Raw genomic sequence first — 18,931 nt, 5'->3', positions numbered from 1 at the left:
AAAGGCTTGCAGGCGATAACAGTATCTACAATTTAGATAATCCGGTTCTGTTTAAAGTCGCGCAGGAAACCGCCCCAGCGGCGTTCGTAGAACGGTGCGATATGCTCAGTGATAAAGTGGCTCACGCCCTTCTCACCCTTCTTCACCTGGCAGATATCAATAGGTTCATCGCCCGGCAGCGTATCGATCGCGACGCTGCCAGCAGCGTGGATGATCTCTTCAATATCCCCTTCCGCTTCAATACCAATCAGCAGATTCGGCTGGGCTTCCGCGCTTTCTTTGATTGAGCAGAGAAACGCGCGTTTTACCGGCTTAATGGTTTTAAACAGCGTAGTCAGCGAGTCAATCATCTGCGCCGGAGGTTCAGCGACTTCAGAGAGGATCAGCGATTCACCGCCTTCCAGTACTTCCTGGGTGCTGAGCGGATTCCCCTCTTCCCCCATCAGCAGGCTGATTTCACGCGGCATAAATTCTTTGCCGGTCGGCAGTTTCGCGTTGAGAAAGAGCGTTTCGCCGAGCGTCATTTCAAACAACGTACGCACCGGCATAACGACAAATGCTTGCTCATCTTCCACCGCCTGCTGCAGGGCTTCCAGAGAAGTGAAGAACGGGATCACGGTCGTGCCGTCTTCTTTTTCCCAGTGCTGCAGGTCGAGAGCGCTGTCTTCAACCACCGCCTCGCCTTCTGCGGCAGTACCCGGCACCCAGACTGTGGATTCCAGTAAAGTACGGAAAAATGCCGGACGATGCGCAGGTTCTGTCGCCGCTTGTTCCAGCAATGTTTCTAATTCGTTTTTTGTTTCGGACATAAGTATCACAAATTGGATGAACACATGTAGGCCGGATAAGCGTAGCGCCATCCGGCAATACAGTAATAAATTATGCGGTCAGCAGATTCGCAATCGTGCGCACACCCAGACCGGTTGCGCCCGCAGACCACTGCTCAACCGGCGCTTTGCGATAGGTTGCGGAGCAGTCGATATGCAGCCAGCCCTGCTGGTAGTTTTCCACGAAATGGGACAGGAAGCCCGCCGCGGTGCTTGCGCCAGCCGGGTAAGCCGCGCTACCGGTGTTATTCAGTTCGGCAAAGTTAGACGGCAACTGACTACGGTGAAACTCTGCCAGCGGCAGACGCCAGAACGGTTCGTTTTCTTGCGCCGCACTTGCCAGCAGGCGAGCAGCCAGCTTGTCGTCAAAGCTGAACAACGCGTGATAATCGTTACCCAAGGCGGTTTTCGCCGCGCCGGTCAGCGTGGCAGCATCAATGATCAGTTCCGGTTTCTGCGCACTGGCATCGATCAGGCCATCGGCCAGCACCAGACGTCCTTCGGCATCGGTATTCATCACTTCAACTTTTTTACCGTTGCGATAGTGAATAATGTCGCCGAGCTTAAAGGCGTTACCGCTAATCAGGTTATCCGCGCAGCACAGATACAGCTTCACGCGCTTGTTCAGACCACGGGTGATGGCAAATGCCAACGCGCCGGTGACCGTTGCCGCACCGCCCATGTCGGACTTCATTGAGTCCATAAATGCGCTTTGCTTGATGCTGTAACCACCGGAATCAAAAGTAATTCCCTTACCAACCAGGCAGGCATAAACCGGGGCTTCTTTGTCGCCTGTTGGGTTGTAGTCCAGCGCCAGCAGCACCGGAGGACGTTCAGAGCCGCGCCCCACGGTATGCAGACCCATGTAGTTCTGCTCGCGCAGATCTTCACCTTTGGTGATGCGGTAAGAGACGTTATCGCACGCGACGGAGCACAGCAGATCAACAGCGCGCTGCGCCAGCTGTTCCGGGCCCAGCTCTTCTGCCGGGGCGTTAATGGTATCGCGCACCCAGTCAATAATCTTCAGACGGTTATCCAGCTCTTTGCGCTGCGCTTCGTCCAGAGCGGCCCACTCAACTTTGCGGGTGCCTTTTGGTCCCTTGTAGCCCTGCCAGAACGCCCAGCTACGTTCGGTATCCCAGCCTTCACCGTCCAGTTGCACGTGTTTAATACCCAGGCCGTCGATTTTACGCGCGGCACGCTGGATAAGGCCGAGGTCATCTTTTCCGTTCAGGTGCAGGGTAATGCCGTCATTATTAATGCTGTATGTCGCCTTTTCACCCCAGCGGGCATCGGCGGGTTGCGTGGAAAGCGTAATTTTCATGGCTTCTGTCATTTTATTTATCCTTATTTTCGCGCATACAGGAAAACGGGCCACCCGTGGGCAGCCCGTTGACTTATTCGGCTTCGTCCAGCCAGACCAGCAAAATGGCCTCAAGGATTTTTTCGTTCGATGCCTGAGGATCATCATCGAACTCTTCCAGGTCACAGATCCACTGGTGCAGATCGGTGAAACGAACGGTCTTGGGATCGAGATCGGGGAAAGCGTCATACAGCGCCTCGCCGATTTCGCGGCTATCGGTCCACTTCAGTCCCATACTACCCTCTGTTAATGCTCACGCGCATGATTGATTGTGTAACGTGGGATTTCGACCACTAAATCGTCCTCGGTTACCCGCGCCTGACAGCTTAAACGGCTCTCCGGCTCCAGTCCCCAGGCTTTATCCAGCATGTCGTCTTCTTCTTCTGTGCTTTCCGGCAAAGAATCAAAACCTTCACGCACGATGCAGTGGCAGGTAGTGCAGGCACAGGATTTTTCACAGGCGTGTTCAATCTCGATCCCGTTACGCAGGGCAACGTCGAGAATGGTTTCGCCGGTCTCAGCTTCCAGAACTGCGCCATCGGGACAGAGATCCTGATGAGGCAAAATAACAATCTTTGGCATATTAAACCTCGTCCACGGAATGGCCTTTCAGCGCGCTACGGACGGATTTGTCCATGCGGCGAGCGGCGAATTCCTGGGTTTGTTTGTCTACGTTTTTAATGGCTTGTTCTATCGCGTCAACATCGTCACCCTGTGCAACCTCGCTCAAGTGCGCGGCGGCGGTGTCGATAGCCTGACGTTCTGCGGCGCTTAACAGCGCGGCATCAGCGTTCAGCGCACCGGATAAACTCTCCAGTACGCGTGCCGCTTCGACTTTCTGTTCTGCCAGCATACGGGCTTTAACGTCCTGCTCGGCAAAACTCATCGAATCCTGAATCATGGAGGCGATTTCACTGTCGGTCAGACCGTAGGACGGTTTAACCTGGATTGAGGACTCAACGCCTGTGGATTTCTCCATGGCGGTGACGCTCAGCAGCCCATCGGCATCCACCTGGAAGGTCACGCGGATATGTGCGCCGCCTGCCGGCAATGCCGGGATGCCGCGCAGCGCAAAACGCGCCAGTGAACGGCAGTCCTGCACCAGCTCACGCTCGCCCTGCATCACGTGAATGGACATCGCGGTTTGGCCATCTTTAAAGGTGGTAAAGTCCTGCGCGCGCGCCACTGGGATAGTGGTGTTACGCGGGATCACTTTCTCCACCAGACCGCCCATGGTTTCCAGTCCCAGAGACAGCGGGATAACGTCCAGCAGCAGCATTTCGCTGTCCGGTTTATTTCCGACCAGAATATCCGCCTGGATTGCCGCACCGATAGCGACCACTTTGTCCGGGTCAATAGAGGTCAACGGTGTACGGCCAAAAAATTCACCGACGCGTTCACGTACCAGAGGCACGCGCGTTGAACCGCCAACCATCACCACTTCCAGCACATCTTGCGGCTCCACGCCCGCATCTTTCAGCGCGCGACGGCAGGCCAGCAGCGTACGCTTGACCAGTGCGGAAATGAGTTCATTAAAGGTTTCACGGGTGATTTCACCCTGCCATCCTGCCACGTTAACCGTTACAGAATCAGCGTCGCTAAGCGCGATTTTCGCTGCAATCGCGGCATCCAGCAGTTCGCGCTGTACGCGGTTATCGCTGCGATCGGCCACGCCCGCCTGCTCGCGAATGTAATCGGCCAGCAGATGGTCAAAATCGTCGCCGCCGAGCGCGGAATCACCGCCGGTCGCCAGCACTTCAAACACGCCACGGCTCAGGCGCAGAATAGAAATATCAAACGTACCGCCGCCAAGATCGTAGACTGCGATCACGCCTTCCTGACCGGAGTCCAGACCATACGCGATCGCCGCTGCGGTCGGTTCGTTCAGCAGACGCAATACGTGCAGGCCCGCCAGACGCGCGGCGTCTTTGGTCCCCTGACGCTGTGCATCGTCAAAGTAAGCCGGAACGGTGATTACCACGCCGTCCAGTTCGCCGGACAGCGATTCGGTAGCCCGCGCGGCCAGCGCTTTCAGAATATCAGCGGAGACGCGCACCGGATTAAGCAAACCGGCAGCGGTTTCAATCATCGGCAGACCGTTTTCGCTCGCCTGGAACGTATATGGCAGATGCGGGTAACGCGCCTGGATATCCGCCAGAGAACGGCCCATCATGCGTTTTACCGAGCTAACGGTGTTTGCCGTATCCAACGCTGCATTGGCGCGGGCATCGTAACCGACAGAGTAGCCCTGCTGCTGATAGTGAACCACTGACGGCAACAGGTGGCGACCTTCATGGTCTGCCAGCGTTTCGGCCTGGCCGCTGCGTACGGTAGCAACCAGGGAGTTGGTGGTGCCTAAATCGATACCTACCGCCAGACGACGCTGGTGCGGCGCGGCGCTCAGACCAGGCTCACTAATTTGTAATAAGGCCATTTTCGCTTCCGGAAATTAAAAATCGAGCAGTTTTTCTTCGAGTTGTTCTGCACTGCTTCGCAGTTTATCGAGAAAACGCAGCTTACGCACGGTATCTGCCGCTGCGTCCCACGTCTCGCTATCCAGCTGTTCCACCATCAGTTGATGGCGAACGTTATACATTTCGCTGACGCGTTTCATAAACGCATCTAAACGTTGACTGTCTTTTGCCTGTTCAATCTCGTCCAGCTCTTCACGCAGCTCAAGTTGCTCCATCAGGAACGCGGTATCGCGCACCGTGTGCTGCTCGCTGCGGATATCAAAACCGTGTAAAGACAATAAGTATTCGGCGCGCATCAAAGGATGACGCAGCGTTTGCCAGGCCTGGTTGATAGTGGCGGACTGCGAAACCGCAGCAAGTTGTTCCGCCTGGGAACCGCTGGCGAATTTATCAGGATGATACTGACGTTGTAGATCCTGAAAACGTAGGCTCAGCGCCTGAGTATCGAGCTGATAACGGGCCGGTAAGCCAAAGAGGGTGAAGTAGTCCATAACATTCTCAGGGCATCGATTCTCTGTTGTTCGATGAGGCAAAACCAGAGAGTCAGGTAAAACAAACCCCACGCGCAGGCGACCACGGTGGGGTTATCAGTAAGCGCGTTACACGTGGAAGCTTTCGCCGCATCCACATTCGTCTTTCACGTTCGGGTTAGTGAACTTAAACCCTTCGTTCAGACCTTCTTTGACGAAGTCTAACTGCGTACCGTCGAGGAATTGCAGGCTCTTACCGTCGATCACGACTTTTACGCCTTTGTCTTCAAACACGGTATCTTCAGCCGCCGGCTCGTCAACAAATTCCAGTACATAGGCCATACCTGAGCAGCCGGAGGTTCTCACGCCCAGACGCAGACCAAACCCTTTACCGCGGTTTGCCAGGAAGGTATTTACACGCGCTGCTGCACTGTCGCTTAAGGTAATCGACATAATAAAACCTCAACTCTTAATTATTTTGCTTCACGTTTGCTTTTGTAATCCGCAATCGCGGCTTTAATCGCGTCTTCAGCCAGAATAGAGCAGTGAATTTTCACCGGTGGCAGTTCAAGCTCGTCGGCGATATCGGTGTTTTTAATCGCCTGTGCTTCGTCCAGAGATTTCCCTTTTACCCATTCGGTAACCAGAGAGCTGGAAGCAATAGCGGAACCGCAGCCGTAAGTCTTGAAACGCGCGTCTTCAATGATACCCTCATTGTTGACTTTGATCTGCAACTTCATCACGTCGCCACAGGCCGGTGCACCCACCATGCCGCTGCCCACGTTCTCGTCGCTGTTGTCAAAAGAGCCCACGTTACGTGGATTCTCGTAATGATCGATAACTTTTTCGCTGTAAGCCATGTTGAATTCTCCTTATCGGTGCCGAATTAGTGATGTGACCATTCAATGCTGTTCAGATCCACACCCTGTTTGAACATTTCCCACAGTGGAGAAAGGTCGCGCAGACGGCCAATGGAGTTGCGAACCAGATTGATGGCGTAGTCAATCTCTTCTTCGGTAGTGAAACGACCTAAAGAGAAACGAATTGAGCTGTGTGCCAGCTCGTCGGTCATCCCCAGCGCGCGCAGCACGTAGGATGGTTCCAGGCTTGCAGAAGTACATGCAGAACCGGAGGATACAGCCAGGTCTTTCAGCGCCATAATCAGCGACTCGCCTTCAACAAAGTTGAAGCTGACGTTGAGAATGTTCGGTGCGCCCTGCTCGAGGTCACCGTTGAGGTACACCTCTTCCATATCTTTCACGCCGTTCCACAGACGGTTACGCAGACTGCGCAGGCGCGCCATCTCGGTTTCCATCTCTTCTTTAGCGATACGGTATGCTTCACCCATGCCGACGATCTGATGCACAGGCAGCGTACCGGAACGCATACCACGCTCGTGACCGCCGCCGTGCATCTGCGCTTCAATACGAATACGCGGTTTACGACGAACGTACAGCGCGCCGATACCTTTCGGACCATAAATTTTGTGGCCAGAGAAGGACATCAGGTCAACTTTCAGTTGGCTCAGATCGATAGGCAGTTTGCCCACGCTCTGGGTCGCATCAACGTGATAGATGATGCCGCGAGCACGGCACATTTCGCCGATGGTCGCGATATCCTGCACCACGCCGATTTCGTTATTCACGTGCATGATAGACACGAGGATGGTGTCGTCACGCATTGCCGCTTCAAGTTCTTTCAGGTCGATAATGCCGTTACGCTGCGGGGCGAGGTAGGTGACTTCGAACCCTTCGCGCTCCAGCTGACGACAGGTGTCCAGCACGGCTTTGTGTTCGGTTTTGCTGGTGATGATGTGCTTGCCTTTTTTCTGATAAAAGTTGGCTGCACCTTTAATCGCCAGGTTATCGGATTCAGTCGCACCGGAAGTAAATACGATTTCACGCGGGTCAGCGCCCACGAGGTCGGCAATCTGGTTACGGGCGATATCTACCGCCTCTTCAGCCTGCCAGCCAAAACGGTGTGAACGAGACGCTGGGTTACCAAAGTTTCCGTCCAGGGTCAGACACTGCATCATTTTCTCGGCAACACGCGGGTCCACCGGCGTGGTTGCGGAGTAATCGAGATAGATCGGTAATTTCATTGCTCTATAAACTCCGTACATCGCTTCAATGCAAGGAATCAGGCAACCGGCTGGATGTACGACCGAGTTAACGGGGTGTGTAGCACCCCGGCCTGATTCTAAAATACTTTTATTATGCGCGTAACTTAACGTCGATCGCGTCTTGAGCACGATTAGTGCGTGGAGCGTCATGGGTATGCTGGCGACCAGACACATCCAGGACTTCCTGATTATTTACCAGTTCGCCCAACGTAATGTTGTTGAGGAAACCGGTCAGACGATCGCTCAGATCGCGCCACAGCGCGTGGGTCAGGCATTTATCGCCGCCCTGACAACCGCCTTTGCCCTGGCAACGGGTCGCATCTACAGACTCGTCAACAGCGCTAATCACTTCACCTACTGCGATGCTGCCGGCATCTTTACCCAGCAGATACCCGCCGCCTGGTCCACGTACGCTGGAAACCAGACCGTTTTTACGCAAACGGGAAAACAGCTGCTCCAGATATGACAGGGAAATTCCCTGACGTTCAGAAATATCAGCCAACGGTACCGGGCCCGTTTCGGAGTTGAGCGCAACGTCCAACATTGCGGTCACGGCATAACGCCCTTTTGATGTCAGTCTCATGTCTTACTTAGCCTCAAACTCGCCCCTGCCCGGGGTTTTTTATTGTAAAATGGGGGTATTGCATAGCAGGGGCAAGTCTGACATTCCCGACTAAATCAGTCAACTATTTACTTGACTAATTTAGTCAGGTATTTAACCTTCAGTGCCATTTTCACTTGCCGGATGCGCTTCGCTTATCCGGCCTGCAAATCGTGCGGCCTGTAGGCCGGATAAGCGAAGCGCATCCGGCATTAGTACAGTTACTTGCTTTTATTCTGCTGCTCAATTGAAGCTAAAATCCCGCGCAGGATGTTCAACTCCTGGCTCTCTGGACGCGCACGGGTAAACAGACGGCGCAGCTTATTCATCACCTGCCCCGGGTGCCCTTCGCGGATAAACCCGGTCGATAGCAGCGTTTGCTCCAGATGACCGTAAAAACGCTCTAAATCATCGACCAGCGGATACTCTGCTTCTTCGTAATCTACGGTCTTGTCGCTTTCCTGCGTCGCCAGCCAGGCCATGCGCACTTCATAAGAGATGACCTGCACTGCCATCGCCAGGTTGAGCGAACTGTATTCCGGGTTCGCGGCAATGGCGACGTGATAATGGCACTTCTGCAGCTCTTCGTTGGTCAGACCAACACGTTCACGACCAAAGACCAGCGCCACCGGCGAGTTCGTCGCTTCAGAGACACTTTTTAAACCGCATTCACGCGGATCCAGCATCGGCCACGGCAGCGTGCGGGAACGCGCACTGGTGCCTACCACCAGGCTACAGCCCGCCAGCGCTTCATCGAGCGTATCGACGATCTGCGCGCTGCCGATCACATCACTGGCACCCGCTGCCAGGGCGATGGCCTGGGAGTCCGGTTTAACCAGTGGATTTACCAGCCACAGATTGGTTAAACCCATGGTTTTCATTGCGCGGGCTACAGAGCCCATGTTGCCAGTGTGAGAGGTTTCCACCAGCACGATTCGAATATTTTGCAGCATTGTATTTCTTCGGCTAAAGATTATTCGGGCATATTATCATAAAACGAAGACATATTCCGAACTCGCTGCTATACTCTGCGCCGTTTTCCCGTTCTTTAACATCCAGTGAGAGAGACCGATGCATCCGATGCTGACCATCGCCGTGCGCGCAGCGCGCAAGGCGGGTAATGTAATTGCCAAACACTACGAAACCCCAGACTCTGTAGAAACCAGCCAGAAAGGCAGCAATGATTTCGTGACTAACGTCGATAAAGCCGCCGAAGCGATTATTATCGAAACGATTCGCAAATCTTACCCACAGCACACCATCATCACCGAAGAAAGCGGTGAACATGTTGGTGAAGATTTGGATGTTCAATGGGTTATCGATCCACTGGATGGCACCACCAACTTCGTAAAACGTCTGCCGCACTTCGCGGTATCCATCGCAGTACGCATCAAAGGCCGTACTGAAGTCGCCGTTGTTTACGATCCAATGCGTAACGAACTGTTCACCGCAACCCGTGGCCAGGGCGCACAGCTGAACGGCTACCGTCTGCGTGGCAGCACCGCCCGCGATCTGGATGGCACCATCATCGCCACCGGTTTCCCGTTCAAAGCCAAACAGCACGCCGCTTCTTACATGAAAATTCTGGGCAACATGTTTACCGAATGCGCGGACTTCCGCCGCACCGGTTCTGCTGCGCTGGATCTGGCCTACGTTGCCGCAGCCCGCGTTGACGGTTATTTCGAAATTGGCCTGCGCCCGTGGGATTTCGCCGCAGGTGAGCTGATTGCCCGTGAAGCTGGCGCACTGGTTTGCGACTTTACCGGTGGTCATAACTACATGGCGACCGGCAACATCGTTGCAGGTAACCCGCGCGTAGTGAAAGCCATGCTGGCTAACATGCGTGACGAACTGAGCGATGCGCTGAAGCGCTAATCGTTGATGCCGGATGGCGGCTAGCGCCTTATCCGGCCTACCAGGGAAGTTCCCCGTAGGCCTGATAAGCGAAGCGCCATCAGGCATTCATCCTACAACAGTGCTAAAACGGTCTTATCCCTCGCCCTACCGGCACCGCGCTCATCCACATCACTACCGCAGCAGCGATCAGCACCGCACCACCGGCTAACGCCAGCGTCGTCCAGCCAATCTGTCGCCACAATACCGGCGCTTTATGCCCGCTAAGTTTCACCGCCAGCGAGCGGAAACTGTGTACCAGCAGAGCCAGTGACGTAATCGTCAAAGATGTTCCTGCCGCCATCGCCAGCGCCGACGCCATACCCCAGCTAAACACGTCAACCACTTTGCTGAACAGTAAAACCATGATGGCCCCCGAGCACGGGCGCATCCCCATAGACAGCACGATCATCAACCGGGCACGCCAGTCATCACCATTTTGCAGCTGTTCAGGATCGGGCAAATGCTGATGCCCGCAGCCGCAACCCTCGTGATGCACATGATGCGGCGTGAAGGCAGTGAATTTTGGGCGGCGCAGCAGCTGGCGCAATTTCTTCAGCGCACGGACGCACAATAAAACACCCAACACGCCAACCAGCGCATAACTCCCTTTCTCCAGCCAGAAACTACTCATATGTAGCTGTCGTGCAGGCAACTGCAAGATGGTAAGCACCACAACCACCAGTCCGATAGCGACCAGCCCCTGTAATAAAGATGAGGCTAGCGTCAGGCCAATACTCGACTTCAGCTTCGAGGGGTGCGTTGCCAGCCAGGTGGTAATGACGACTTTTCCATGTCCCGGCCCCAGCGCATGCAGAACGCCGTAGAGAAAACTAAACAGCAGCAGCGATCCCCCGGCCTGGGCCGGATTGGCGGCAACTGCTTTCAGCAACCCGCTCATCTGTTGGTTAACGTCGCGCTGCCAGACGACACTTTTCATCATCACCTGCGGCCAGGCCTGCCATAGCCACAGTATGCCGCCTGCCGCCAACAGCAAAAAGACAGCCAGCGGCCATAGCGTCAGCCAGCGACGTCTGGCTGCACGTTGTTGATAAACTACTGACATTGCAGCGTTACCGTCTGTGCAAACTGTTTACCCAACTCCATATCCTCCGGCGGTGCGTCTTCTTTATCCAGCGACTGCGCAAAGCTCAGCGTTTGTTCATTGGGCGTCGGCGTATGTACTGAAATCCGGCATTTCTGGCTTATGGCCTGCCCCAGCCTGGCGTCGCTGTCTTTGTCATAGCTCATATCAACGTAGTAGGTCGGGTCGAAGGTTGAAATGGTATATTTTTGACCACTCAGCGGCTGAGCTTCGGCCAGCGGCAAAACGAACGTCAGCACTGCCTGGTGTTCCTCCCGCGCCATGCCATATTCCGTCGGCCTGTTTTTAAACTTTACCTTTTTCCCGTCGTGCCACACTTCGGTGAAATAGTGCTGCCCGAGAACGTTGGCCATCACTTCCGCCGCCAGTTTCTTCCAGATCTCATCACCAGGTTTGGCATTTCCCGCATCGTAAAGCAGATCTGCCGAGGTAATTTCATCCATCGTCCAGCGCATTTTCAGCGCGACGAACTGGTCATTCTCGCTCACTATCTCAGTTTTCAGATGGATAAAGCTGTGGGGATGCGCGCCTGCGCCAAAGGACAGGACAGCGAGAAACAACGTGATAATGATACGTTTAACGCCTTGCATGAGTTCTCCACGATGAAAATCTACACCGCCACAAATAATGATGCCGGGTTTGGCGAAAGTGTGCTGAGGATACCATTGAACGAAAAAATATTGAGCACCCTTTTCCGGTATCGATTCAGTTCTCAGTTTCGATAATTTCTTCTTCGGGAAATTCCCCTCAAACACCTTTTCGGCGTCAAAACTTAAGCCAAATGATAACGATATGTTAATTAATGGTTTCATTTTAATATTTAATTAACACTTAATTTGAACGACTGAATGTAAAATCATGCAAATTTAACTAATTATTAACCATTTCATTTCCATAAATTCACAAAAATGGGCATAGATCACATTCGCAAAACTTATGATTCATTCCCTCTTCCATTCATTGTTAACTTCACGCCGTGACATGTCCTGCCCCCTACGAAAGGTACAACTATGAAATTCAAACTCGCATTACTCAGTGCAACCCTGGTTTCTGCATGCATGTTGTCCGGCACGTCCTTTGCGGCGGAAAAATATGAAATTGCTGTGGTTGCCAAAGTCACCGGGATCCCATGGTTTAACCGGATGGAAACCGGCGTAAATGAAGCAGCAAAAAAACTGGATGTGAATGCTTACCAGACCGGACCTTCAACGCCGGACCCGGCGCAGCAGGTGAAAGTGATTGAGGATCTGATCGCCAAAAACGTTAATGCGATCATCGTGGTGCCGAATGATGCCAAGGTCCTTGAGCCGGTACTGAAAAAAGCGCGCGATAAAGGCATCGTGGTGTTGACGCACGAATCCCCGGATGAGCAAATTGGCCAGTGGGATATCGAAACTATCGACAGTGAAAAATACGCACAGGCCAACGTCGATGAGTTAGCGAAAAATATGGGCGGCAAAGGCGGATATGCCATCTATGTTGGTTCGCTGACGGTCCCACTGCATAACGCGTGGGCGGATTATGCAATTAAGTACCAGAAAGAAAAATATCCGGAAATGTTCGAAGTCACTTCACGTCTGCCGGTCGCGGAAAGCATCGATAAATCCTACGCCACAACGCTGGATCTGATGAAAACCTACCCGCAGATGAAGGGCATTATCGGCTTCGGCTCACTGGGTCCAATCGGTGCGGGTCAGGCTGTGCAGAAAAAACGCGCCAAAGATAAGATCGCCGTCGTCGGGATCGCCATGCCAGCGCAGGCAGCACCTTACCTGATGCGCGGTGATATCAAAAAAGCGCTGCTGTGGGATCCAAAAGACGCGGGCTACGCGCTGGTCACTGTTGCCGATCAGCTGTTGCAGGGCAAAGAAGTGAACGCCGATCTGAGTATCGATGGTTTAGGGAAAGCCGATATCGACACGGAGAAGAAAGTGATCCGCTTTAACAAGATCCTCGAAGTCACCAAAGACAACGCACAATCACTTGGTTTCTAAGGCTTTAGCCAACACCAGGGAACCTTAACGCCGACCGCCTGGTCGGCGCTATCAACCAAACTAACACTCAGCGTCCCCCCGGACGCGCGCAGGGGTATTGTCCATGGCAGACACCACCGCATTTATCACTCTTGAGAATATCAGCAAACAATTCCCGGGCGTGCTGGCGCTGGATAACGTGAATCTGACGCTGAGAAAAGGCGAAGTTCACTGTCTGGCGGGTCAAAACGGCTGTGGTAAAAGTACCATTATTAAAGTGATCTCCGGGGTTTATCACCCGGAAAAAGGCGCGCAGATTTTACTCGACGGAAAATTGTTCCATCATCTGACGCCGCAGCTCTCTTCCCATTATGGCATTCAGGTTATTTATCAGGACCTGTCGTTGTTCCCCAACTTTAGCGTCGCAGAAAATATCGCGGTCAACCGCTATCTGCCGGGTGGCGATATCTGGGTGCGTCGCGGCGCCATGAAGCAGCAGGCGCTGGCAGCCATGAAACGTATTGGGGTGAATATCGATCCCGATAAAAAAGTTGAAAAACTCTCAATTGCTGATCGACAGCTGGTCGCCATTTGCCGGGCGATTGCCGCCGATGCGCGTCTGGTGATTATGGACGAGCCCACCGCCTCGCTAACCCGCCAGGAGGTTAATGGCCTGCTGCGAGTAGTTAATGAACTGAAAGCGGCCGGAATTTGCGTCGTGTTTGTCAGCCATCGTCTGGATGAGGTGATGGAAGTGGCTGACCGCATCAGCGTAATGCGCGATGGCAAACTGGTGGGTACATACCCTGCCAGCGAACTCGACAGCCACGAGCTGGCCTTCCTGATGACCGGACAACGCTTCCACTACAGCCCGTTGCCGGAAAGGCCCGCGATTGAGCAAGAGCCGCTGCTTGAGCTGCGCAATCTCAGCCGCAGAGGTAAATACCAGAACATTAATCTGTCGCTGCACGGCGGCGAGATCGTCTCCATTGTTGGTCTGCTGGGTGCCGGGCGCACCGAGCTTTGTCTGAGCCTGTTTGGCATGACGCACCCGGAAAGCGGCGAGATTCGTATTAACGGTCAGCCGGTTACTCTGCGCAATAACCATGACGCCATCCAACACGGGATCGGCTATGTCTCAGAAGATCGCCTGACGCAGGGGCTGATCATGGAGCAGTCGATCTACGACAACACCATCGTCACGGTGTTTGATCAACTGCACACCGGTAGCGGCCTGCTCGATCACCGTAAAGCGCAAAAGTTGGTCGCCGATTTAATCCGCGAACTGAATATCAAAGTGTCCGATCCGCACCTACCGGTCAAAACCCTTTCCGGCGGTAATGCCCAGCGTATCGCCATTGCCAAATGGGTGGCGACCAATCCCCGCATCCTGATCCTCGACTCGCCTACCGTCGGCGTGGATATCGCCAACAAAGAGGGTATTTACCAGATAGCCCGCGATTTGGCTGAACAGGGTATGGCGGTGCTGATGATTTGCGATGAAATCCCGGAAGCGTATTACAACAGCCACCGTGTGCTGGTAATGCGTCGCGGCAAGCTGGTGGCGGAATTTAATCCTCATCAATGCCGTGAAGAGGAGATTGCTGAAGTGGTCGAGGTAATCAATGAATAAGATGCATCTCTCCCGTTTAATCGGGCAACATGAGTTCTGGCTGGGCCTGCTGGTTGTAGCCCTTGCCGTTGGGCTGAGCGTCAGCACCGACGAGTTCTTGTCTTTGGGGAACCTGACGGATGTGGCCACCAGCTACGCGATTCTCGGCATCCTGGCCTGTGGGCTGTTTGTGGTGCTGATTTCCGGCGGGATCGACATCTCATTTCCGGCGATGACCGCGATAGCCCAGTATGCAATGGCCAGTTGGGTTATCGGTCACGGCGGCAACTTCGCGCTGGCGTTAATCATCGCCATTGCGGTGGGCCTGCTGCTTGGGCTGATCAACGGTTTTCTGGTCTATTGGCTACGCGTTCCGGCAATCATCATTACCATCGCCACGTTGAACGTCTACTACGGTCTGCTGGTTTACGCCACCAAAGGCACCTGGCTGTACGGCTTCCCGGACTGGTTTATGAACGGCATTAACTGGTTCTCGTTCACCGCGGCGGATGGCTACGACTACGGTTTGACCCTGCCCCTGCTGTGCCTGGCGGCGGTGATCATCTTTACCGCCGTGCTGATGAACTATACCCGTCTTGGCCGTCAGGTTTACGCCATGGGCGGCAACCGCGACGCGGCCTCGCGCCTGGGGCTGAATCTGCTGAAGCTGCATTTCTACGTCTATGGCTACATGGGCATTCTGGCAGGCGTTGCCGCCGTGGTTCAGGCGCAAATCACCCAGTCAGTTGCGCCCAATTCGCTGCTCGGCTTTGAGCTGACGGTGCTGGCGGCGGTAGTACTCGGCGGAACCAGCATGAGCGGCGGGCGCGGTACGTTGACCGGAACCCTGCTCGGCGTGGTTCTGCTGGCCTTCTTACAAAATGGCCTGACGCTGCTCAGCGTCTCCTCTTACTGGCACACCGTGTTCAGCGGCGCCATTATCCTGGTCAGCATTAGCGCCACGGCCTGGAACGAAAAACGCAAACTGGCAAGGGAGCTTTGAGATGAAAACAATCGCCAGATTTTTACCCGGTGATGCCATCATTCGTCTGCAATGCGTGATTATTGTGGTCGTCGCCCTGGTCTTCTCGGCCCTGCTCGGCAGCCGTTTTTTCAGCGTCGCTAACTTCCAGTCGATTGGCTCACAGCTACCAATCCTCGGCATGCTGGCCCTCGGGATGGGCATGACCATGCTGACCGGCGGCATTAACCTGTCGATTATTGCCGGGGCGAACGCCTGCTCGCTGGTGATGGCGGCGATTATCGTCACCCATCCGGATAACCCGCTGTTTCTGGTGCTAGCGCTGCTGGCAGGCGCTGCCGTGGCGGTGGTTATCGGCACGCTCAACGGTGCGCTGATTGCCTGGGTCGGGGTTTCGCCTATTCTCGCCACGCTCGGCACGATGACGCTTATCTCCGGGCTGAATATTCTGCTTTCCAACGGGACGGTGATTTCCGGTTTCCCGACCGCCATTCAGTACCTTGGTAACGCCACGATTGCCGGTATTCCGGTGGCGCTACTGCTCTTTTTCCTGGTGGCAATCCTGCTGTGGGTACTGCTGGAACACACCACGCTTGGGCGCAGCCTGTATCTCGTTGGTTCCAATGAACAGGCTACCCGCTACAGCGGCGTGAATACCGTACGGGTACAAATTTCGGTGTACGTGATTTCTGCCCTGCTCGGCTGGGTCGCCGCCATTTTGATGATGGCGAAATTCAACTCAGCTAAAGCCGGATACGGTGAATCCTACCTGCTGGTCACCATCCTTGCCTCCGTCCTCGGCGGTATCAACCCGGATGGCGGCTTCGGGCGCATTATCGGCCTGGTGCTGGCACTGATTGTGCTGCAAATGCTGGAAAGCGGCCTTAACTTGCTGGGGGTCAGCAGCTATCTGACGATGGCGCTGTGGGGCGCGGTGCTGATCCTCTTTATCGCATTACAGAATCGTAAAGCCTGATTTCAGGAGAAAAAATTATGGCAAGTTACTTTATTGGTGTGGATGTCGGAACCGGAAGCGCCCGTGCTGGCGTGTTTGATCTCAACGGCAGAATGGTCGGTCAGGCCAGTCGGGCCATCGAGATTTACCGCCCGCAGGCCGATTTTGTTGAGCAGTCTTCCGATAACATCTGGCAGGCGGTGTGTAACGCGGTTCGCGATGCGATTAACCAGTCGGATATCAACCCTATCCAGGTGAAAGGTCTGGGCTTTGACGCGACCTGTTCACTGGTGGTGCTGGACAAAGAAGGTAAACCGCTGACCATCAGCCCGTCCGGGCGCAGCGAACAGAACATCATTGTGTGGATGGATCACCGCGCCATTACTCAGGCCGAGCGCATCAACGCCCTGCATCATCGGGTGCTGGACTACGTTGGCGGCATTATCTCCCCGGAAATGCAGACGCCAAAACTGCTATGGCTGAAGCAACATATGCCCAACACCTGGGCCAATGCGGGATACTACTTTGACCTGCCCGATTTCCTGACCTGGCGCGCAACGGGCGATGACACGCGCTCATTGTGTTCGACGGTGTGTAAATGGACCTATATGGGCCATGAAGACAAATGGGATGCCAGCTATTTCCGCCAGATTGGGCTGGAAGATTTGCTGGAGCATGATGCTGCCAAAATTGGTCGCTACGTGAAAACCATGGGCGAACCGCTCGGTCACGGGCTATCCGCGCGCGCCGCCAGCGAAATGGGGCTGATTCCGGGGACCGCTGTCAGCGTCTCGATCATCGATGCCCACGCCGGTACCCTCGGCACGCTCGGGGCAAGCGGTGTTTCCGGCGAGGTGGCGGATTTTGACCGTCGTATCGCGCTGATTGGCGGCACTTCCACTGGACACATGGCGATTTCCAAAGAGCCGCGTTTTATCGGCGGCGTCTGGGGTCCTTACTACTCAGCCGTGCTGCCAGAATACTGGCTCAACGAAGGTGGACAGTCGGCAACAGGGGCGTTAATCGATCACGTTATTCAGTCGCATCCTTGCTACGAAACCCTGCTGGCGCAAGCTAAATCTCAGGGGCAGACCATTTACGAAGTGCTGAATGCGCTGTTGCGTAAAATGGCCGGTGAGCCGGAAGATATCGCATTTTTAACCCGCGATATGCACATCCTGCCCTATTTCCACGGCAACCGCTCGCCGCGCGCTAACCCAACGCTTACGGGCGCAATCACCGGACTGAAACTGTCACGTACGCCGGAAGATATGGCGCTACAGTACCTTGCGACCATCCAGGCCATTGCGCTGGGAACCCGCCATATCATTGAAACGATGAATCAAAGCGGCTACACCATCGATACGATAATGGCCAGCGGCGGCGGGACGAAAAACCCAATCTTCGTTCAGGAACATGCCAACGCCACCGGCTGCGCGATGCTGCTGCCTGAAGAGAGCGAAGCCATGCTGCTGGGTGGCGCCATGATGGGAACTATCGCCGCGGGCGTTTTCGAAACCTTCCCGGAAGCGATGTCGGCGATGAGCCGGATTGGTAAAACGGTTACCCCGCAAACAAATCGCATTAAGCAGTACTACGATCGCAAATATCGGGTATTCCACGAGATGTATCAGGATCATATGAAATACCGCCAGTTGATGCAGGAGGACGCATGAGCAACTCCTGGTCTCAGGCCACCGGCGTATTTCAGCTCTATAGCGATGCCCTGGCGGGTCTGGGGCAGCATCTGACTGAACCGCTCTGGCAGTCGCTGATGGCGGAGCTGCGCGGCTGTCAGGGGAAAATCGTCGTCACCGGCGTAGGTACCTCCGGCATCGCAGCGCGTAAAGTGGCGCATATGCTTGCGTGCGTGGAACGCCCGGCGATCTACCTCAACGCGACGGACGCGGCGCATGGCGATCTCGGTTTTTTACGCGCCAACGACCTGGTGATTATGCTGTCGCGTGGGGGAAATTCGGATGAACTCACCCGGCTGCTGCCCGGACTGACTGCGCGAAATGTGCCGATTCTGAGCGTGACTGAAAACGCCGATTCAGCCATTGCTAAAGCGTCGAGACTGGTGATTTCCACCGGCGTCCAGCGTGAGGCCGACCCGCTGAACATGTTGGCCACCACCTCAATTTTACTGGTGCTGGCTATCTTTGACGCCGCCTGCGCCTGCCTGATGAGCGAAAGCGGTTACTCAAAAGAGACGCTGTTGTCTGTGCATCCAGGCGGTGATGTGGGATTAACGCTGAGCCGTGGTAAGTAACGCCAGACAGCTGTTTCGGAGGTAATGAATCTGTTGCCTCCGGTATATTGCTACGTTCACCTTATGTTTTTCACTTCTCTGAAACGATACTGCCTGTGAACGTGTTAAGGGTACTATCGCCGTACCCTTAACAATCCCGGCTCCCCGCGGGAAAATTGTTGCTACGCAATACCCTCCGCTTATTCCTCCAGGCTACCGGGCCGGGCGCGAGGTAGCGCCCTTGCAAAGCGCGCCCTGAGCCAGCATGGATGCTGGCTCTCCCGGCCTTACGGAAACACGTCG

The 18,931-nt window shown here is 54.6% G+C and carries 20 protein-coding genes; 7 read left to right on the top strand and 13 right to left on the bottom strand.

Annotated elements, in window-relative coordinates; translation table 11 throughout:
• Positions 1-32 precede the first annotated feature (32 nt).
• The 11 genes from sseB to trmJ all read right to left on the bottom strand — a co-directional run bounded on the left by sseB (position 33) and on the right by trmJ (position 8,810).
• A complete protein-coding gene (gene sseB / locus FDW94_RS23185) occupies positions 33-809 on the bottom strand; it encodes an enhanced serine sensitivity protein SseB (RefSeq protein WP_137378320.1) in 777 nt (258 codons plus the stop codon).
• A 70-nt stretch (positions 810-879) separates the two neighbouring features.
• Complete coding sequence (gene pepB / locus FDW94_RS23180; RefSeq protein ID WP_137378319.1) at positions 880-2,163, bottom strand: aminopeptidase PepB; 1,284 nt, start codon at positions 2,161-2,163, stop codon at positions 880-882.
• Positions 2,164-2,224: 61 nt separating this feature from the next.
• The gene (gene iscX / locus FDW94_RS23175) at positions 2,225-2,425 is read right to left on the bottom strand and encodes a Fe-S cluster assembly protein IscX (RefSeq protein ID WP_003037694.1); all 201 of its coding nucleotides are present in this window, start codon (positions 2,423-2,425) and stop codon (positions 2,225-2,227) included.
• 11 nt (positions 2,426-2,436) lie between these two features.
• Positions 2,437-2,772, bottom strand: coding sequence for an ISC system 2Fe-2S type ferredoxin (gene fdx, locus FDW94_RS23170; RefSeq protein WP_003037690.1), 336 nt, complete (start codon positions 2,770-2,772; stop codon positions 2,437-2,439).
• Position 2,773: 1 nt separating this feature from the next.
• Positions 2,774-4,624, bottom strand: coding sequence for a Fe-S protein assembly chaperone HscA (hscA, locus tag FDW94_RS23165; RefSeq protein ID WP_003838439.1), 1,851 nt, complete (start codon positions 4,622-4,624; stop codon positions 2,774-2,776).
• Between the two features lie 15 nt (positions 4,625-4,639).
• The gene (gene hscB / locus FDW94_RS23160) at positions 4,640-5,155 is read right to left on the bottom strand and encodes a co-chaperone HscB (RefSeq protein ID WP_003835201.1); all 516 of its coding nucleotides are present in this window, start codon (positions 5,153-5,155) and stop codon (positions 4,640-4,642) included.
• Positions 5,156-5,263: 108 nt separating this feature from the next.
• Positions 5,264-5,587, bottom strand: coding sequence for an iron-sulfur cluster assembly protein IscA (iscA, locus tag FDW94_RS23150; protein WP_003835203.1), 324 nt, complete (start codon positions 5,585-5,587; stop codon positions 5,264-5,266).
• 20 nt (positions 5,588-5,607) lie between these two features.
• Entirely contained in the window at positions 5,608-5,994 is a 387-nt protein-coding gene (gene iscU, locus FDW94_RS23145) for a Fe-S cluster assembly scaffold IscU (protein WP_002913991.1), read from the bottom strand.
• A 26-nt stretch (positions 5,995-6,020) separates the two neighbouring features.
• Positions 6,021-7,235, bottom strand: a complete 1,215-nt coding sequence (iscS, locus tag FDW94_RS23140; protein ID WP_003835233.1) for a cysteine desulfurase — start codon at positions 7,233-7,235, stop codon at positions 6,021-6,023.
• 112 nt (positions 7,236-7,347) lie between these two features.
• Positions 7,348-7,839, bottom strand: a complete 492-nt coding sequence (iscR, locus tag FDW94_RS23135) for a Fe-S cluster assembly transcriptional regulator IscR (RefSeq protein ID WP_003037674.1) — start codon at positions 7,837-7,839, stop codon at positions 7,348-7,350.
• Between the two features lie 239 nt (positions 7,840-8,078).
• Positions 8,079-8,810 carry a tRNA (cytosine(32)/uridine(32)-2'-O)-methyltransferase TrmJ gene (gene trmJ / locus FDW94_RS23130; RefSeq protein WP_003835235.1) on the bottom strand — a complete coding sequence of 244 codons (732 nt, stop codon included), beginning with the start codon at positions 8,808-8,810 and terminating at the stop codon, positions 8,079-8,081.
• Positions 8,811-8,928: 118 nt separating this feature from the next.
• On the opposite strand from trmJ, the gene suhB reads away from it, so the two are divergent.
• On the top strand, positions 8,929-9,732 hold the full coding sequence (suhB, locus tag FDW94_RS23125) for an inositol-1-monophosphatase (RefSeq protein ID WP_003835237.1): 804 nt from the start codon (positions 8,929-8,931) through the stop codon (positions 9,730-9,732).
• 103 nt (positions 9,733-9,835) lie between these two features.
• Here suhB and FDW94_RS23120 read toward each other — a convergent pair whose 3' ends face one another.
• Together FDW94_RS23120 and FDW94_RS23115 are read right to left on the bottom strand one after the other, a co-directional pair.
• Complete coding sequence (locus FDW94_RS23120; RefSeq protein WP_137378318.1) at positions 9,836-10,816, bottom strand: nickel/cobalt transporter; 981 nt, start codon at positions 10,814-10,816, stop codon at positions 9,836-9,838.
• Positions 10,807-11,445: a DUF1007 family protein gene (locus FDW94_RS23115; protein ID WP_032944224.1), complete on the bottom strand. Its 639-nt coding sequence runs from the start codon at positions 11,443-11,445 to the stop codon at positions 10,807-10,809. The genes FDW94_RS23120 and FDW94_RS23115 overlap by 10 nt, the downstream gene beginning before the upstream one ends.
• 420 nt (positions 11,446-11,865) lie before the next feature.
• Here FDW94_RS23115 and FDW94_RS23110 point away from each other — a divergent pair, with 420 nt between their 5' ends.
• The 6 genes from FDW94_RS23110 to FDW94_RS23085 all read left to right on the top strand — a co-directional run bounded on the left by FDW94_RS23110 (position 11,866) and on the right by FDW94_RS23085 (position 18,649).
• Entirely contained in the window at positions 11,866-12,849 is a 984-nt protein-coding gene (locus FDW94_RS23110; protein WP_003037665.1) for an autoinducer 2 ABC transporter substrate-binding protein, read from the top strand.
• Between the two features lie 103 nt (positions 12,850-12,952).
• Positions 12,953-14,461, top strand: coding sequence for a sugar ABC transporter ATP-binding protein (locus FDW94_RS23105; protein ID WP_008785466.1), 1,509 nt, complete (start codon positions 12,953-12,955; stop codon positions 14,459-14,461).
• Complete coding sequence (locus FDW94_RS23100) at positions 14,454-15,443, top strand: ABC transporter permease (RefSeq protein ID WP_071446845.1); 990 nt, start codon at positions 14,454-14,456, stop codon at positions 15,441-15,443. The genes FDW94_RS23105 and FDW94_RS23100 overlap by 8 nt, the downstream gene beginning before the upstream one ends.
• Position 15,444: 1 nt before the next feature.
• Positions 15,445-16,398, top strand: coding sequence for an ABC transporter permease (locus tag FDW94_RS23095; protein ID WP_008785468.1), 954 nt, complete (start codon positions 15,445-15,447; stop codon positions 16,396-16,398).
• 17 nt (positions 16,399-16,415) lie between these two features.
• Positions 16,416-18,053 carry an FGGY-family carbohydrate kinase gene (locus tag FDW94_RS23090; protein ID WP_008785469.1) on the top strand — a complete coding sequence of 546 codons (1,638 nt, stop codon included), beginning with the start codon at positions 16,416-16,418 and terminating at the stop codon, positions 18,051-18,053.
• Positions 18,050-18,649, top strand: coding sequence for an SIS domain-containing protein (locus FDW94_RS23085; protein ID WP_137378317.1), 600 nt, complete (start codon positions 18,050-18,052; stop codon positions 18,647-18,649). Before FDW94_RS23090 ends, FDW94_RS23085 begins: the two co-directional genes overlap by 4 nt.
• The last annotated feature ends 282 nt before the right edge of the window (positions 18,650-18,931 follow it).

The sequence above is a fragment of the Citrobacter sp. wls757 genome (genome assembly GCF_005280935.1).
Taxonomy (GTDB): domain Bacteria; phylum Pseudomonadota; class Gammaproteobacteria; order Enterobacterales; family Enterobacteriaceae; genus Citrobacter; species Citrobacter portucalensis.
This window is presented reverse-complemented; position numbering and strand designations above follow the sequence as displayed.

Bases quoted from the DNA above. Each gene is read 5' to 3' on its own strand.
- sseB (WP_137378320.1), bottom strand. From the start codon at position 809: ATGTCCGAAACAAAAAACGAATTAGAAACATTGCTGGAACAAGCGGCG.
- pepB (WP_137378319.1), bottom strand. From the start codon at position 2,163: ATGACAGAAGCCATGAAAATTACGCTTTCCACGCAACCCGCCGATGCC.
- iscX (WP_003037694.1), bottom strand. From the start codon at position 2,425: ATGGGACTGAAGTGGACCGATAGCCGCGAAATCGGCGAGGCGCTGTAT.
- fdx (WP_003037690.1), bottom strand. From the start codon at position 2,772: ATGCCAAAGATTGTTATTTTGCCTCATCAGGATCTCTGTCCCGATGGC.
- hscA (WP_003838439.1), bottom strand. From the start codon at position 4,624: ATGGCCTTATTACAAATTAGTGAGCCTGGTCTGAGCGCCGCGCCGCAC.
- hscB (WP_003835201.1), bottom strand. From the start codon at position 5,155: ATGGACTACTTCACCCTCTTTGGCTTACCGGCCCGTTATCAGCTCGAT.
- iscA (WP_003835203.1), bottom strand. From the start codon at position 5,587: ATGTCGATTACCTTAAGCGACAGTGCAGCAGCGCGTGTAAATACCTTC.
- iscU (WP_002913991.1), bottom strand. From the start codon at position 5,994: ATGGCTTACAGCGAAAAAGTTATCGATCATTACGAGAATCCACGTAAC.
- iscS (WP_003835233.1), bottom strand. From the start codon at position 7,235: ATGAAATTACCGATCTATCTCGATTACTCCGCAACCACGCCGGTGGAC.
- iscR (WP_003037674.1), bottom strand. From the start codon at position 7,839: ATGAGACTGACATCAAAAGGGCGTTATGCCGTGACCGCAATGTTGGAC.
- trmJ (WP_003835235.1), bottom strand. From the start codon at position 8,810: ATGCTGCAAAATATTCGAATCGTGCTGGTGGAAACCTCTCACACTGGC.
- suhB (WP_003835237.1), top strand. From the start codon at position 8,929: ATGCATCCGATGCTGACCATCGCCGTGCGCGCAGCGCGCAAGGCGGGT.
- FDW94_RS23120 (WP_137378318.1), bottom strand. From the start codon at position 10,816: ATGTCAGTAGTTTATCAACAACGTGCAGCCAGACGTCGCTGGCTGACG.
- FDW94_RS23115 (WP_032944224.1), bottom strand. From the start codon at position 11,445: ATGCAAGGCGTTAAACGTATCATTATCACGTTGTTTCTCGCTGTCCTG.
- FDW94_RS23110 (WP_003037665.1), top strand. From the start codon at position 11,866: ATGAAATTCAAACTCGCATTACTCAGTGCAACCCTGGTTTCTGCATGC.
- FDW94_RS23105 (WP_008785466.1), top strand. From the start codon at position 12,953: ATGGCAGACACCACCGCATTTATCACTCTTGAGAATATCAGCAAACAA.
- FDW94_RS23100 (WP_071446845.1), top strand. From the start codon at position 14,454: ATGAATAAGATGCATCTCTCCCGTTTAATCGGGCAACATGAGTTCTGG.
- FDW94_RS23095 (WP_008785468.1), top strand. From the start codon at position 15,445: ATGAAAACAATCGCCAGATTTTTACCCGGTGATGCCATCATTCGTCTG.
- FDW94_RS23090 (WP_008785469.1), top strand. From the start codon at position 16,416: ATGGCAAGTTACTTTATTGGTGTGGATGTCGGAACCGGAAGCGCCCGT.
- FDW94_RS23085 (WP_137378317.1), top strand. From the start codon at position 18,050: ATGAGCAACTCCTGGTCTCAGGCCACCGGCGTATTTCAGCTCTATAGC.